Annotated in this window: 14 protein-coding genes and 1 pseudogene; 7 read left to right on the top strand and 8 right to left on the bottom strand. The window is 72.5% G+C overall.

From position 1 onward, the window contains the following. Window positions 1-270: 270 nt before the first annotated feature. The gene (locus ABS64_RS05875) at window positions 271-1905 is read right to left on the bottom strand and encodes a 5-oxoprolinase/urea amidolyase family protein (RefSeq protein ID WP_288119535.1); all 1635 of its coding nucleotides are present in this window, start codon (window positions 1903-1905) and stop codon (window positions 271-273) included. After that, on the bottom strand, window positions 1899-2654 hold the full coding sequence (locus ABS64_RS05870; protein ID WP_036284649.1) for a 5-oxoprolinase subunit PxpA: 756 nt from the start codon (window positions 2652-2654) through the stop codon (window positions 1899-1901). The genes ABS64_RS05875 and ABS64_RS05870 overlap by 7 nt, the downstream gene beginning before the upstream one ends. Before the next feature lie 99 nt (window positions 2655-2753). Between ABS64_RS05870 and ABS64_RS05865 the strand changes: the two genes are divergently transcribed. From ABS64_RS05865 to ABS64_RS05855, 3 genes are all read left to right on the top strand, one after another. After that, window positions 2754-3617, top strand: coding sequence for a fused MFS/spermidine synthase (locus ABS64_RS05865; protein ID WP_036284571.1), 864 nt, complete (start codon window positions 2754-2756; stop codon window positions 3615-3617). A gap of 118 nt (window positions 3618-3735) precedes the next feature. Further along, the gene (locus ABS64_RS05860; protein WP_036284646.1) at window positions 3736-4260 is read left to right on the top strand and encodes a hypothetical protein; all 525 of its coding nucleotides are present in this window, start codon (window positions 3736-3738) and stop codon (window positions 4258-4260) included. 29 nt (window positions 4261-4289) lie between these two features. Beyond that, a complete protein-coding gene (locus ABS64_RS05855) occupies window positions 4290-4799 on the top strand; it encodes a SprT-like domain-containing protein (protein WP_288119539.1) in 510 nt (169 codons plus the stop codon). Window positions 4800-4806: 7 nt separating this feature from the next. Here ABS64_RS05855 and ABS64_RS05850 read toward each other — a convergent pair whose 3' ends face one another. Then, entirely contained in the window at window positions 4807-5448 is a 642-nt protein-coding gene (locus tag ABS64_RS05850; protein ID WP_121189710.1) for a 2-phosphosulfolactate phosphatase, read from the bottom strand. A 39-nt stretch (window positions 5449-5487) separates the two neighbouring features. On the opposite strand from ABS64_RS05850, the gene ABS64_RS05845 reads away from it, so the two are divergent. Then, window positions 5488-6018: a hypothetical protein gene (locus ABS64_RS05845; protein WP_005050552.1), complete on the top strand. Its 531-nt coding sequence runs from the start codon at window positions 5488-5490 to the stop codon at window positions 6016-6018. A gap of 88 nt (window positions 6019-6106) precedes the next feature. Here the strand turns inward: ABS64_RS05845 and ABS64_RS05840 are convergent, their stop codons facing one another. From ABS64_RS05840 to ABS64_RS05820, 5 genes and pseudogenes are all read right to left on the bottom strand, one after another. Next, window positions 6107-7573: an ABC transporter permease gene (locus tag ABS64_RS05840; RefSeq protein WP_005050555.1), complete on the bottom strand. Its 1467-nt coding sequence runs from the start codon at window positions 7571-7573 to the stop codon at window positions 6107-6109. Further along, window positions 7570-8331: an ABC transporter ATP-binding protein gene (locus ABS64_RS05835; RefSeq protein WP_005050557.1), complete on the bottom strand. Its 762-nt coding sequence runs from the start codon at window positions 8329-8331 to the stop codon at window positions 7570-7572. The genes ABS64_RS05840 and ABS64_RS05835 overlap by 4 nt, the downstream gene beginning before the upstream one ends. Before the next feature lie 93 nt (window positions 8332-8424). Continuing rightward, window positions 8425-8911: pseudogene (locus ABS64_RS05830) on the bottom strand (response regulator transcription factor). 59 nt (window positions 8912-8970) lie between these two features. Next, on the bottom strand, window positions 8971-10251 hold the full coding sequence (locus ABS64_RS05825) for a histidine kinase (RefSeq protein ID WP_292681791.1): 1281 nt from the start codon (window positions 10249-10251) through the stop codon (window positions 8971-8973). A gap of 75 nt (window positions 10252-10326) precedes the next feature. Then, window positions 10327-10782: an Lrp/AsnC family transcriptional regulator gene (locus ABS64_RS05820; RefSeq protein WP_292681788.1), complete on the bottom strand. Its 456-nt coding sequence runs from the start codon at window positions 10780-10782 to the stop codon at window positions 10327-10329. A gap of 71 nt (window positions 10783-10853) precedes the next feature. Here ABS64_RS05820 and ABS64_RS05815 point away from each other — a divergent pair, with 71 nt between their 5' ends. Genes ABS64_RS05815 through ABS64_RS05805 form a run of 3 tightly spaced genes read left to right on the top strand, consistent with a single transcriptional unit; the run spans window position 10854 to window position 14066 of the window. Continuing rightward, a complete protein-coding gene (locus ABS64_RS05815) occupies window positions 10854-12308 on the top strand; it encodes a DUF6421 family protein (protein WP_292681785.1) in 1455 nt (484 codons plus the stop codon). Then, window positions 12301-12975 (top strand): SDR family NAD(P)-dependent oxidoreductase, encoded by a 675-nt coding sequence (locus ABS64_RS05810; protein WP_292681782.1) that lies wholly within the window; start codon window positions 12301-12303, stop codon window positions 12973-12975. Before ABS64_RS05815 ends, ABS64_RS05810 begins: the two co-directional genes overlap by 8 nt. Window positions 12976-12986: 11 nt before the next feature. Beyond that, window positions 12987-14066 (top strand): low specificity L-threonine aldolase, encoded by a 1080-nt coding sequence (locus ABS64_RS05805; RefSeq protein WP_292681780.1) that lies wholly within the window; start codon window positions 12987-12989, stop codon window positions 14064-14066. The last annotated feature ends 25 nt before the right edge of the window (window positions 14067-14091 follow it).

The raw sequence follows: 14091 nt of genomic DNA, 5'->3' as shown, positions 1-14091 counted from the left end.
TTGCGTTGCGCGCAGCAGCCAAGGGGATTACCTCCATGAGCCCGGGCGGGGGCTGGTTTCCTTGTCGTCAGGTGGAGTGCTCCGTTCCACTCCTGCGCGACGCCTCCGATGATCCGGGGGCACGTTCACTCAACGCAGGCACAAGCCGACCACCATATGAGGGCATGGGGGAAGGGAGCGCAAATACCCACTATAGTCCGCACGACGCGCCATGTCCAGTCGATTCTTGACGCGCCTCCCCGGCTGCGGTATAACCGCGCGGACGCGCTCTCAGAAGCGCCCCGACGACGCCGCGCCGGCGTGGCGGAAGCGCAGGCGCGTGCCCGGCCGCGCCTGGCCCAGCAGATCGCGATCGGCATCCGTGACCACGGCGACGACCGGGTAGCCGCCGGTGACCGGACCGTCCGGGCCGAGGATGACGGGATGCCCGTCCGGGGGCACCTGGATCGCGCCGGGCAGCATGCCCTCGCTCGCCAGCTCTGAAGTATCGGTGCGCTCGAGCGCTGGTCCGTCCAGGCGGATGCCCACCCGATCGGCCTGGGTGGACACCGTCCAGACCTCCGCGAACAAGGGCGTCAGGGCGGCGAACCGCTCGGCGCGCGGACCGGGCGCCACCGTGATCTCGAGCTGGGCGGCGGGCGGGGTCCACGGTCGCAGATCGACGGCGGGCACGGCCCCGACGACGTCGCCGCCCACGGCGAGCACATCGCCCGCCGCGAGCGGGGCCGGGCCGAGGCCCGCGAGAGTGTCGGTCGCCCTCGAGCCGAGCAGTGACCGCGCGGCGACGCCGCCGCGGACGGCGAGGTAGGCGCGCGCGCCGTGCACAAACCCCTCGATCTCCAGCTCCGCGCCCGCCGGCCACCGGTAGGCGACATAGGGGTCGAGTGGGCGGCCGTCAAGGCGCATCGGGCCCCAGGCACCGGCGAGGGCGAACCAGAGGTCGTCCGCGGATGCCGCGGCATCCCGCACCGCGCGGAACCCGCCCATCGTGATCTCGATGCCGGCCGCGCCCGCCGCGGTGCCGACGAGCCGGTTGGCGACGCGCAGCGCCGCGCGGTCGGCCGCACCGGACACCGCGACACCGGACGCGAGCGTGCCGCGCCGCCCCTGATCCTGCACGGTCGCCGCGAGGCCGGGCGCCAGCACCCGGATGCCGCCGCCGGCGCGCGACGCCGGTGACGCACCGCGAGCATCCACCGGGCGTTCCGCGGAGGAGCGGCCGGTCACGGGGACGAAGCGCACGAGGTCGCCGGGCTGCAGCAGAGCGGGGGACGCGGCGTCGGGGTCGAACAGCACGGCGGGCGTCGTGCCGATCAGCTGCCAGCCGCCGGGCGTCGACCGCGGGTACGCACCCGAGAAGCGTCCGGCGAGCGCGACGGCGCCGGCCGGCACGCGCGGCCGTGGGCGCGACCGCCGCGGCACGTCGTAGGGCCAGTCCGCGCTGACGAGATAGCCGAACCCGGGGGCGAACCCCGTGAACGCGACCGTCCAGTCGGCCGCCGCGTGGCGCGCCGTCAGCTGCGCGACGCTGATGCCCAGCTCGGCGGCGAGCGGGTGGAGGTCCTCACCGTCGTAGACGACCGGGATCTCGACGGTGCGGCCCGGCGTCGCGACGTGCGCGACGCCCGTCCGGGCCGAGAGCACCCACGTCCGTGCCGACGCGAGCGACAGCATCGTGGGGTCGACGACGACGAGCACCGTCTGCGCCGCCGGCACGAGGTCGACGACGCCGGGCGGCCGTGTCGCCGCCAGTCGAGCGTGCAGCGCGAGAACGGCGTCGAGGTCGTCCACCTCCGCGAGCAGAGCACGCTCACCGAAGGGGCGCACGCGGATGCCGCCGGCAATCACCCCCTCGCCGGGAATCACCCCCTCGCCGGGAATCACCCCCTCGCCGGGATTCACCATGGCGCGGCGATGTCGACGCCCGCGGCATCCAGAGCCGCACGCACGGCGCGGGCCATGGCGAGCGCACCCGGCGAGTCACCGTGCACGCACAGCGACGCCGCCGCGGCCTCGACGAGGCTGCCGTCGATCGCCTCGACGACGCCGCTGCGAGCCAGACGCACGGCGCGCGCGGCCACCGCCTCGGGGTCGCGCAGGAGCGCACGGGGATCGCTCCGCGGCACGAGGCCGCCGTCGGGCAGGTAGCCGCGGTCGAGGAACGCCTCGCGCACGAACGGAAGGCCGGTGCGTGACGCCTCGTCGGCGATGACGCCGTCCAGACCCAGGATCGGAACGGCGCGGCCGAGCGCGGCGGACACCGAGGCCACGGCATCCACCACCGCGCGGGCGTGCCCGACGTCGCCGCGGACCGCGTGGTAGAGCGCTCCGTGGGGCTTGACGTAGCGGATGTCGGCTCCGGCTCCCGCGAGCGCGCGGAGCTGGGCGTCGACGCTCGCGCGGAGGTCGGCCTGCGTGATCGACAGCGGCGTCCGTCCGAATCCCGCCCGGTCGGGGTAGGAGGGATGCGCCCCGATCGCGACGCCGGTGCGGGCGGCGCGCTCGACCGCGGAGCGCATGGACGCCGTGTCGCCGGCGTGGCCCCCGCACGCGACGGAGGCGCTGGAGATCAGGGCGAACATGGCGTCGTCATCGGCGGTGGGCACCCCGTCGACCGTCTCGCCGAGATCGGCGTTGAGATCGATGACCGCCACGATCCGAGCGTACCGGCGGCGCGGGTGCCCGGCCGCCGGCTCCGTCGGCGGGATCAGCGACACGCGGCGCGTGGTGGCGTCCCGACTAGCGTGGGGGGCATGGCTCGCGCGCACGTGGAGGACGACGAACCGCAGGCGCGCCTGTCGGACGGCACGATCGCGCGGGTCGTGCCGAGCCGCTACGCCGGCGGCTACGAACTGGATGTGGACGGCACACCGCAGTCGCACGTCGACCTCGACGACCCGGCGCACCTGCACTTCGAGTACGTGGCCCGGATGGGCGCGGTCATCGACCGGCTCCGGATGCCGGGGCAGCCGCTCACCGCGATCCACCTCGGCGCGGGAGCGCTCACCCTTCCCCGGTACGTCGAGCACACGCGCCCCGGCTCGCGACAGCAGGTGATCGAGCTCGAGCAGCCCCTCGTGGACCTCGTGCGCGCCCGTCTGCCGCTGCCGCGCGGCGCGCAGGTGCGGGTGCGCATCGGCGATGCGCGCGACGTCGCCGGTCGCCTTCCGGCCGGGCTGCAGGGTACCGCCGACCTCGTGGTCTCCGACGTGTTCGCCGGTGCGCAGACGCCCGCCCACCTCACCACCGTCGAGTACTTCCGCATCCTCGGCGGGCTGCTCGCGCCCGACGGGGTGCTTCTCGTGAACGTCGCCGACGGCGCGGGACTCGCCTTCGCCCGCCGCGAGGTCGCCACCGTGCGGGAGGTGCTTCCCGAAGTCATCGTGCTCGCGGAGGTGCAGACGCTGAAGGGTCGCCGCTTCGGCAATCTCGTCATCGCGGCCTCCCCCTCCCCCCTGCCCGTCGAGTGGCTGCCGCGACTGATGGCCGCCGGTCCCCACCCGGCGAAGGTCGCGCAGGGCGCAGAGCTCGACGAGTTCGTCCGAGGCGCCCGAGTGGCGACGGATGCCGATGCCACCGCCTCACCCAAGCCCGCGGCATCCGTGTTCGAACGCTGAGAATCGGCGGCCGCGGCGTGTACAGGCGGGCCCCCCGATGGCCTCGGGTCACACTGGAGGGGTGCGCCTCACGCAGGCGCGTTCGCACGACGATCCGCACGACGAAGGGGGCCTGCCCGTGACCTACATCAAGGGATACGACCCACAGACGCTGCGCGAGATGGTGGACCCTCGCGAGTGCCAGGAGCGCCTCGACGAGTTGGGCGACCAGCGCAGCCTTCCGGCTCTGCTCGAACGGGTGTGGCTGCTGAAGGTGCTCGGTCGGTGGGACGAGTCCCTCGTCGTGTCGGAGCAGTCGGTGCGTGTGGCACGGATGGGCGGGACCCGCAAGGATCTGCTGCGCGCGCGGATCCTGCACGCGAGCGTGCTGCAGGTGCGGGGAGCGTACGCCGCGGCCCACCAGGAGCTGACCACCTGCGCCGAAGAGGCGGAAGGGCAGGGCTGGGCAGCCCTTGCGGCGTTCGCCTTCCAGCATCGCGGCAAGGTGAGCTACGACGCCGAGGACTACGCCGACGCCCGCGCCGACTTCAAGCGCGCGCTGTTCCTGCGTCAGCAGACGGGCGCGCCGGAGGAGCAGCTCGAATCGACGCTGCTGGCCATCGAAGCCGCCGACCGCCGTCGCACGACGGCCGTCGCGAGCTGAGTGTCGGACACCCGTTCTAGCGTGTCCGCATGACCGATCTGGACGTCGTCCGGCGCGAGGCCGAGGCTCTCATCCGCACGCATCTCGACGCGTCGTGGACGTTCGCCTTCGACAACGCGAAGCGCCGCGCGGGAGCCTGCGACTACACGCGCCAGCGCATCACCGTCTCCCGGTACCTCGCCGCGCGATACGACGACGAGACCAATCGCCAGACGCTGCTGCACGAGGTCGCGCACGCGCTCGCCGGTCCGCGGGCCGGGCACGGCGCGGCGTGGAAGCGCACGGCCCGCATGCTCGGCTACACCGGCGGCACGACCCATCACGGCGAGACGGCGACCGAGCTGGCCCCGTGGGTGGGCGTCTGCCCCAGCGGTCACATCGCCTATCGGCATCGCCGCGCCACGAGGCCGACGTCGTGCGCGCGCTGCTCGGCATCCTTCGATGACCGCTTCCTCTTCGTCTGGACGCGCCGCGAGATCTCACCGGCCACGCGTCGGGCGGCGATGACGCCGCGGGAGGCGGTCGGCGCGCCGTTCTGAGCGCGGCTCAGGCGTACGCCGCGAACGTCCCGTCACGCAGCACGGGCGCCGACGACACCGCATCCACCTGCGCGGCGGCGAGCACGTCATCGCGCAGGCCCCGGTCGATGAGCTCCTGCCCCGATCCGCCGGCGGTCAGAAGGTGCCGCAGCGCAGGACGCAGGCCCCGGAACGCCTCACCGGCGGCCGCCGCCTCGGGCGAGGTGTGGTCGATGCCGAGCGCTCCGAGCGCATCGACGATCGCGCCGGCGCCGAGGAGGTCTTCGACCGCGACGCGAAGGGCGGCGCCGGGTTCACGGGACGAGAGCTCGCCGGCGGCGATGACGAGGATGCTCGTGCGCGCCGCGCGGCGCTGCTGCTCGGCCATGACGGCGGCGGCCACCGCGGCGGCATTGACCAGTGCCCCCAGGAACACCACCGCGTCGCTCTCGGCGGCGCGGGCGGCGACGGCGGCGCCGTTCAGCGACAGGGCGTGGGCTTCGGCATCCAGCGCAACGGTCTCGCCCGCCTCGATGCGCCGGGCGACCGTGCTCGAGAATCGGAGCACGTCGACGACGACCACGACATCGGATGCCGCCACGCGCTCGAGCCCCGAGGTACCCCATTCCATGCGCACCTGATAGCGGGACTGATCGAACGGGGAAGCCATGTCTCCAGGCTACGGGCAGGCGGATGCGAGACTGGGCGCATGCGGATCATGCTGAAGCTCGTCCTGGACTGCGACGCGGATGCCGCGTGGCGCGCCCTGCACTCGCCGCGCGCGGTCGCCGACCTGTACGGCCCGTTCGTCGAGCTGGCACCGATGGCGGCGGAGGGACTGCCGCTGCGTCTCGAGCCGGGCGCCGACGTCCCCGTGCGCATGAGCGTCGCCGGACGGATCGGGCTCGGCCAGCAGCTGATCCATGTGAGCGAGCGGCACGTCGACGATGCGAACGGTCCCGTGCGCATCTTCCGTGACAGCGGCATCCCGCTGACCGGTCCCCTCGCGGCCCTCGATGTCTGGGACCACCAGATGGCCGTCTCCCCCGCGCCGGGCGATCCGTCTCGCACGCTCTGGCGTGACCGGCTCGTCATCGGCGGTGCGGCGGCGGCCCCGCTGTGGCCCGTGCTGTGGGCGACGTGGCAGTGGCGCGGCGCGCGACTGAAGGCGCTGGCGCCGACCTGGGCGTACGATCCCGAAGCCGCGGAGGATACCTCCGTCGATCCATCCGAACGCTGACGGCCGCCTGCCCGAAAGAGCCGACTGCCGCGGTCGAAGCCGTGACCGCGGCAGCCGGCGTCCGGGCGCTCCCGACGCGCCCGGGTTCTCACTCGGCGAGGGCCTCCACGGCACTCACCCGCGTCGCCAGCCGTGTGGGAACGACCGTGGCGACGACGGTCAGTAGCGCCGTCGCCGCGACCACGATGAGCACCGGCATCCACGGCACGGCGGGGGCCACGACCGTCGGCGCTGCGAACGACGGCGGCAGCGCGACCGAGCCGAGCAGCGACTGCGCCGCCACCCAGCCATAGACGACGCCGAGCACCAGCCCGAAAGCCAGCGCCGTGATCGTCACGTGCACGGCCTCCAGCAGCACCACGGTGCGCACCTGCGCGGACGACAGCCCCAGCGCGCGCAACAGGCCGAGCTCACGCCGACGCTGCACGACACCGATCGTCAGAAGGTTGACGAGTCCGACGGCGGCGATCACGGCCGACACCGCGACGAGCCCCATCATGATGGCCGCGAACGTGTCGAGCACGCGGCTGAGCTCGGCCGCCGGAACTCCATCGGCTGCGGCGGTCAGCAGCGCTTTCACGGACGCACTCGCGACCGCGAACATCACCACGAGGGTCACCCCCATCACGACACCGATCGCCATCCGGCTGGCGCGCTCGGGGTAGCGCAGCGCATTCTCGGCGGCCAGACGCGCGGGCGCCGAGCGTCCGAAGGCGCGTCCGCTCAGGCGCAGCAGCGGCGGCATGACGAGGACGGCCCCCAGCGCGAGAGCGGTGAAGGACAGCACACCGCCGAAGAAGGCGACGATGACACCCAGCGGCGATGCCGTCCCCACGACCACGCCGCCGGCGAGCAGCGGCGCACCGGCGGACCCGAGCGCGACCGCGACCGTGGTACGCCCGCGCGATCGAGTCTCGTCGCGGGTACGCGGCGTCGCTCCGCCGAGCGCCTGCAGGGGCGTCACCGCCAGCACCCGGCGCGATCCGCTCCAGGCGCCGGCCCAGGTCGTCAGCGCCACGACGGCGGCCGGGAGCAGCAGCACCGGCTGCAGCACGGCATAGCCGACGGTGACGTGCAGCAGTGCGTCGGCGGCACGAACGAGCGCGGCGGCGACGGCGGCTCCCACGACGAGCCCGGCGGTGGCTCCGATGAGGCCGACTCCCACGCCCTGACGCCCGACCTGGCGGCGCTGCGCCCGCGCGGACGCGCCGATCAGCCGCATCAGGGCGATCTGGCGGGTGCGGCCGGCGACGATGGTCGCGAAGGTGTTGGCCGTCACGATCGCGGCGACGTACACGGCGACACCGACGAGCAGGACGCTGAGGATGCCGAGGATGATCGCGACCGTCTCACTGTCCCCCAGGTAGGGGTCGGTGCGCGCCCACGTCGCGATGTAGCCGGTGGCGGTCAGCAGAAGTACGCCGAACGCGGACGAGATCGCGGCGACGAGAATGCTCGCCCCCATGCCGCGCTCGCGCAGCCACGCCGCTCGTGCCCAGGCGCGGCGGAGCGCAGCCGTCGGCGGTGCCGCGCGATCGGCGACGAGCGCGCTCACGCCCTCACCTCCGCGGCCAGCATGAACGCCGAGACCTGCTCGGCCGTCTGCGCCGGCTTGTCGGCCACGACCCGGCCGTCACCGAGGAACAGCACGCGGTCGGCATGAGCGGCGGCGACCGGATCGTGCGTCACCATCGCGATGGACTGCCCGCGCTCCCGGCTGGCTGCGGCGAGAAGAGCCAGCACTTCGCGGCTCGAGCGGGAGTCGAGGTTGCCGGTCGGCTCGTCGGCGAAGACGAGGTCGGGGGAAGTCGCGAGGGCGCGGGCGATGGCGACGCGCTGCTGCTGCCCACCGGAGAGCTCGTGCGGCCGGTGCTGCAGGCGTGCCCGCAGACCCAGGGTGTCGATGAGGTCGTCGATGCGAGCCCGCTCCAGCGCCGTCGGGCGGCGCCCGTCGAGGTCGAAGGGCAGCATGATGTTGCCGATTGCGTCGAGTGTCGGCACGAGGTTGAACGCCTGGAAGACGAAGCCGATCCGACGACGGCGCAGAATCGTCAGCTCGAGGTCGGACAGTCCCGTGATCTCGGTGTCGCCGATCCACGCCCGACCGCTCGTGGCGCCGTCCAGCCCGGCCATGATGTGCATGAGCGTCGACTTTCCCGAGCCCGACGGGCCCATGATGGCGGTGAACTCGCCGCGGCGGATGCCGACGGTGACACCGTCGAGAGCACGCACCCCGCTCTCGCCGCCGCCGTAGGTCTTGGTGAGGCTCTGCACGCGAGCGGCGAGCCCGAGTTCGGTCATGGTGATCTGCATGCTCTCGACGCTACGGAGGGCGCCCGTGGCGCCGCGTCGGCCTCGCGTCGCGGCGCTCTACATCGCAAGGATGATCTGGAGAAACGTTCTCTCTCAGGCCAGGCCGTGCTCGAAGGCGAAGACGACGAGCTGCACGCGGTCGCGGAGCCCGAGCTTTCCCAGCACGCGACTGATGTGGGTTTTCACCGTCGCCTCGGAGAGGAACTCGCGCTGGGCGATCTCGGCATTGGACAGGCCGCGGGCGGCGAGGGCGAAGATCTCCCGCTCCCGGTCGGTGAGCTCGGCGAAGGCCGGTGGCGTCGCACGCAGGGGGGCGGAGAACTGGGCGAACAGCTCGCGGGTGGCCGCGGCGGCGATGACCGCCGAGCCTGACTGCACCGTGCGGATCGCTGCGAGCAGGAACTCCGGATCGGCGTCCTTCAGGAGGAAGCCGCTCGCCCCCTGACGAATCGCGCGGCACCGGCATCCGGATGTCCATGAGCACGACGTCGGGGCGCGTCTGGCGGACGACGCGCACGCCTTCGGCCCCGTCTCCGGCTTCGCCGACGACGGTCAGATCGGGCTGCGAGTCGATGACCATGCGGATGCCGGCGCGGAAAAGGGCCTGATCGTCGACGAGGACGACGCGGATCGGCGCGCTCACCGGGCCACGCCCGGGAGATGCGAACCCGGCACCCTCGGCCCCGGAAGGGATCCCGGAGTGATCGATTCCCCGGCGATCGGCAGCGAGGCGGTCACGACGAAGACCTGCCCGCGGGGCGCCGCCTCGAGGTGCCCGCCGACGAGCTGTGCGCGCTCGCGCATGCCGATGAGCCCGTGTCCGCGCGCCTCGCCCTCCCCGCGATCGCCGTGCGCGGCGGCAAGCGGCGACGGCGGATCGATGGGGTTGCTCACGCTCAGCTCCACTCTTCCAGGGTGCCACGCCAGCCGCACGCTCACCTCGGCGCGCGCGCCGTGGCGCAACGCATTGGTGAGCGCCTCCTGCAGGATGCGGAAGACGGCGAGCTGTACCGCAGAGGGCACCTCGGCGCTCGGCATGGGGTCGATGTCGACGCGCAGTGCGACGCCCGCCGCGCGCACCTGTGCGTAGAGCTGCTCGAGGTCGGCGAGTGTGGGCTGCGGGCCTTCGGCCTGCGTGTGCCGCAACTGCGTCAGCAGCATCCGCACGTCGGACAGCGCGGCGCGGGCCGTGGCGGAGATCGTGCCGAGCGTCGCTGCGGCGACGGCCGGGTCGGATGCCGCGGCGTAGCGCGCGCCGTCGGCCTGAGCGATCACGACCGCGAGCGAATGGGCGACCACGTCGTGCATGTCGCGGGCGATGCGGGTGCGCTCGGCCTCGGCGACCGCCGTGGCCTCGGCGAGCTCCTGCGCGCGGCGATTCTCGCGAGCACGCAGCGTGGTGCGCACCAGCGCACCCGTCGTCCACGACAGCAGCAGGGCGAACGCGGCGGAGGCGAAGGTGGCGACACTGGCGAACACGTAGGTGCCGATGCCGTTCGGGGTGCCGGCTCCAAGCAGGAGCGGCACCACGACGATGTAGACGGCGATCGCGACCGCGCCGACCAACGATGAGGCGAGTCCGAGCCAGAACGTGCGTCGCGCCCCGTATGCCGCGGTGGTGTAGAGCACGCCGAAGATCACGACGTTCGCCGGCAGCGGCGGCAGGCCGCTGGCCATCTGCATGATCGCGGCCACCCAGCACACCGCCAGCGCCAGCTCCGGAGCCAGGCGCCGGATCGCGGCGGCGGCCGAGAAGACCACGGTGAGCACCATCGCGACGGCGAGCGCCACGCGCGGGGGCAGCACGCCTGAACTGACGGCGTCCCAGGGTGCGAGGATGGCCAGCACCGCGAACATCGCGAAGACGCCGGCGGCGACGATGTCGACCGTCAGCTGCGTGCGGGTGAGCCTGCGGAACACGCTTCGACGCTACGCGACGGCGCGAGCCGCGGCATCCATCGCGGGGTGTATTGCAGTCGGCGGCGCCCGGCGGCGCTAGGACGCGCCGAGCGGGACGATCGGCCGGTGCTCGTAGAACGTCTGGAGGACGACGGTGGTGCGCGTGCGGACGGAGGCCGCGAGGCGGATGTCGCGCACGAGCTCTTCGAGTGCGCGCGGCGAGGCGACGCGGGCGAAGAGCATGTAGCTGGCGTCGCCGGCGATCGAGTGGCAGGCCTCGATGGCGTCGAGGTGCTCGAGCAGCTCGGGCGCGTTGTCGGGCTGGGCGGGATCGAGCGGGGTGATCTCGATGAATGCGGCCAGAGGACGTCCGGCCGCATCGGGATCGACGAGGGCGCGGTAGCCGGTGATGACCTCGCGGGACTCGAGGCGCTTGAGCCGCGCCTGCACCGCCGAGACCGACAATCCGACGGCGGCGGACAGGTCAGCCAGGGTCATTCGCCCGTCACGGGAGACCTCGGCAACGATTCGACGGTCGACATCATCTTCCACACATGGAAGAATATCCGACGCGAGCCACTCAGGCCGTAAATATTCCTGTCAAACGATCGGAGGTGCCCACCATGTCCCTTCTCACTCCCGCGAAGTCCGTCATCGGAGAGCCCGAGGTCGTCGAAGACGACCGACCGATCACGCAGCTCGTCGAAGACGACCGACCGATCACGCAGCAGCCCGCGTGGCTGGCCCTGAAGGATGCCGTCTCGCAGCTGCAGCCGCTGCAAGCGCAGGACGGCTCGGTGGCGGATCCCGCCCACCGTGATCACGCCGCGGAACTGGTCGCCGTGGTCGCGGAGGCGATCGCGAGCCTCGCCCCGCTGTTCCCGCACGATGCCGCCTACCTGTCGGCGTGCGTCGTCGACCTGCACCGGTGGGCCGACAGCGGCTTCGGCGTGCCCGACTTCCTCGACTCCTTGGTGACCTTCCAGCCGCAACGCGACCGCGTCGATGGCCTGCGCCATCTCGTCGTCTTTCCGATGTACACGCAGAACGGCTCCCGCGACCGCCACCTGGAGGCGGTGCTCTGCGAAGTGATCTGGCCGGAGTTCATCGCCGAGGTGGAGCACACGTACACCAACGGCCTGTTCGTCTCCCTGCGCCTGCTGGATTTCACGTCCGGCTACGACACGAACTCCGCGGTGCTGTTCCCCGAGACGGTCGCCATGCGTGAGATTCCGGCGTTCACGTGGGGCGCGATCTTCCAGGATCGCGAAGCGGCGCGCTTCCGGCGCGTGGTGGCCGCGGCATCCGAGATCACGAAGCTCGACGTACCGGAGGGCGTCGCGCGCATGCTCACCGACCAGCGCTTCACCGAGCAGACCTTCGTGATGTGGGACCTGATCCACGACCGCAGCCACATGCGCGGGGATCTGCCGTTCGACCCGTTCATGATCAAGCAGCGCATGCCCTACTTCCTGTACACGCTCGAGGAGCTGCGCTGCGATCTGACCGCGTACCGGGAGTGCGTCGGCATCGCCGCACGGCTGAGCGCGCGGGCCGATCAGGGCGAAGATCTGACGGATGCCGAGCGGGAGATGCTCGATCACGCGCGACTCGTCCCGTACGCCGTGCTCTTCGACCGGATCTTCCGGTTCGCCATCACCGGGACGCGGGTACGCAACTACGACGGACTGGGCGGCCAGCTCCTGTTCGCCTGGCTGCACCAGCGCGGCGTGCTGCACTGGACCGACACCGCTCTCGCCCTCGACTGGGACGAGGTGCCGGCGGCGGTCATCGCCCTCAGCGATGCGATCGACCGGCTGTACTGGGAGTCGATCGACCGACCGAAGGTCGCGCACTGGCTCGCCGCCTACGAGCTCGTGAGCAGCGTCGTGACCCCTCACCCGGCGTCGCTCTGGGCGCGCGGTCTGCCCGACGACGTGCTGGCCGGAGCCCCGAAGGGCTACACCGACGCCGTGCTGGACGACGAGTTCCCGCTGTCGATGTTCTTCGAGGCGCTCGAGAAGAAGATGCACGGCGTCATCTCCTCGACCGCGGGCATCACGGGCCGCGATGGGTGACGGCGTCCGCGGGAGGACGGTCGTCGTCGCCGGCGCCACGAGCGCGAGTGGCCACGCCGCCGCCCGCGCGCTCGTGGCGGCCGGGGCGAGCGTCATCGCGGTGGGGCGCCGCGACGACGCTCTCGCTTCCCTGCGCGACCTGGGCGCGCGCACGGCCGTGTGCGACCTCGCCGACGAGGCGGAGGTCGCGGCGTTCGCGGCGATGCTCGCGGCGGACGGCGTGCGTGTCGACGGGCTGCTGCACCTCGTCGGGGGGTGGCGCGGTGGCGGCGGGCTGCGCGGCCAGACCGAGGCCGACTACCGCGCGCTGGAGAGCGGGCTGAGCGCCCTGCGACACGTCACGCGCGCGTGGTGGGACGACCTGAACGCCTCCCCCGCCGCCCGGACGGCGATCGTGTCGTCCACGGCGGTCGCGCGCCCCCTGGCGGGCGGGGCCAACTACGCCGCCGTCAAGGCCGCGGAGGAGGCATGGGCCCGCGCGATGGCGCAGGGCTTCGCGAAGGACGCGCGCGATCGCGGGGTCGCGCAGACCGCGGCATCCGTCATCTTCCGCGTCCGGGCTCTCGCGGGCCTGGAGGAGGCGCTCGGATCGGCCTTCGTCGGGCTCTGGGATGCCGACGCGGCCGAGGTCAACGACACGATCGTCGGCCTCGGCGCGCCGAACTAGATTGGATATCCGTGACCACCCTGCATGACACGACCGTCCGCGGCTTCGCCAGCGACAACTACTCGGGCGTCCACCCCGAGATCCTCGAAGCCATCGCCGCCGCCAATCACGGGCATCAGATCGCGTACGGCGAGGACGCCTACACGGCCCGACTGCAGGAGGTGTTCCGCCACCACTTCGGCGACCACGCCGAGGCGTTCCCCGTCTTCAACGGGACGGGCGCGAACGTCGTCGGGCTGCAGTCGATGCTGCCGCGGTGGGGCGCAGTGATCGCGGCATCCACCGCGCACATCAATGTCGATGAGGGCGGCGCTCCCGAGCGCGTCGCGGGGATCAAGATCCTGAACGTCCCCACCGACGACGGCAAGCTGACTCCTGAGCTTGTCGACCGCGAGGCCTGGGGATGGGGCGACGAGCACCGCGCGCAGCCGCTCGTCGTCTCGATCACACAGTCGACCGAGCTCGGCACGCTGTACACGCCCGACGAGATCGCGGCCCTCGCCGACCATGCGCACGCCCGCGGTATGCGCCTGCACCTCGACGGCGCCCGGATCTCCAACGCGGCTGCGGCGCTTGACCTGCCGCTGCGGGCCTTCACGACCGATGTCGGCGTCGACGTGCTGAGCTTCGGTGGGACGAAGAACGGCGCCTTGGGCGGCGAAGCCGTCGTCGTCCTCGACCCGGCGGCCTCGGAGGGGCTGCTGTTCCTGCGAAAGCTGAACATGCAGCTGGCGTCGAAGATGCGCTTCATCTCCGCGCAGCTGGTCGCCTTGCTCGAGGGCGACCTGTACCTGCGCAATGCCCGCCACGCCAACGCGATGGCCCAGCGGCTTCGTGCCGGCGTCGAGGCGGGCATCGCCGACGGGTCGATCACGGGGGTATCGTTCAGCCAGCCGACGCAGGCCAACGGCGTGTTCGCGGTGCTGCCGGACGGTGTCGCCGACACCCTCCGTGAGAGCTTCCGCTTCTACGACTGGGGCCCCGCCGGTGGCGAGGATGCGGCCAAGAAGGAGGTCCGCTGGATGTGCTCGTTCGACACCTCCGAGGACGACGTCGACGCCTTCGTCGCGGAGCTCGCCCGCCTCACCTGACGCGCGGCTCCGAGCGCGTTCCAGG

The organism is Microbacterium sp. SCN 69-37, from assembly GCF_001724435.1.
GTDB classification, from domain to species: domain Bacteria; phylum Actinomycetota; class Actinomycetes; order Actinomycetales; family Microbacteriaceae; genus Microbacterium; species Microbacterium laevaniformans.
Note: the sequence above shows the minus strand (reverse complement) of the source record. Positions and strands in the feature narration are given on the sequence as shown.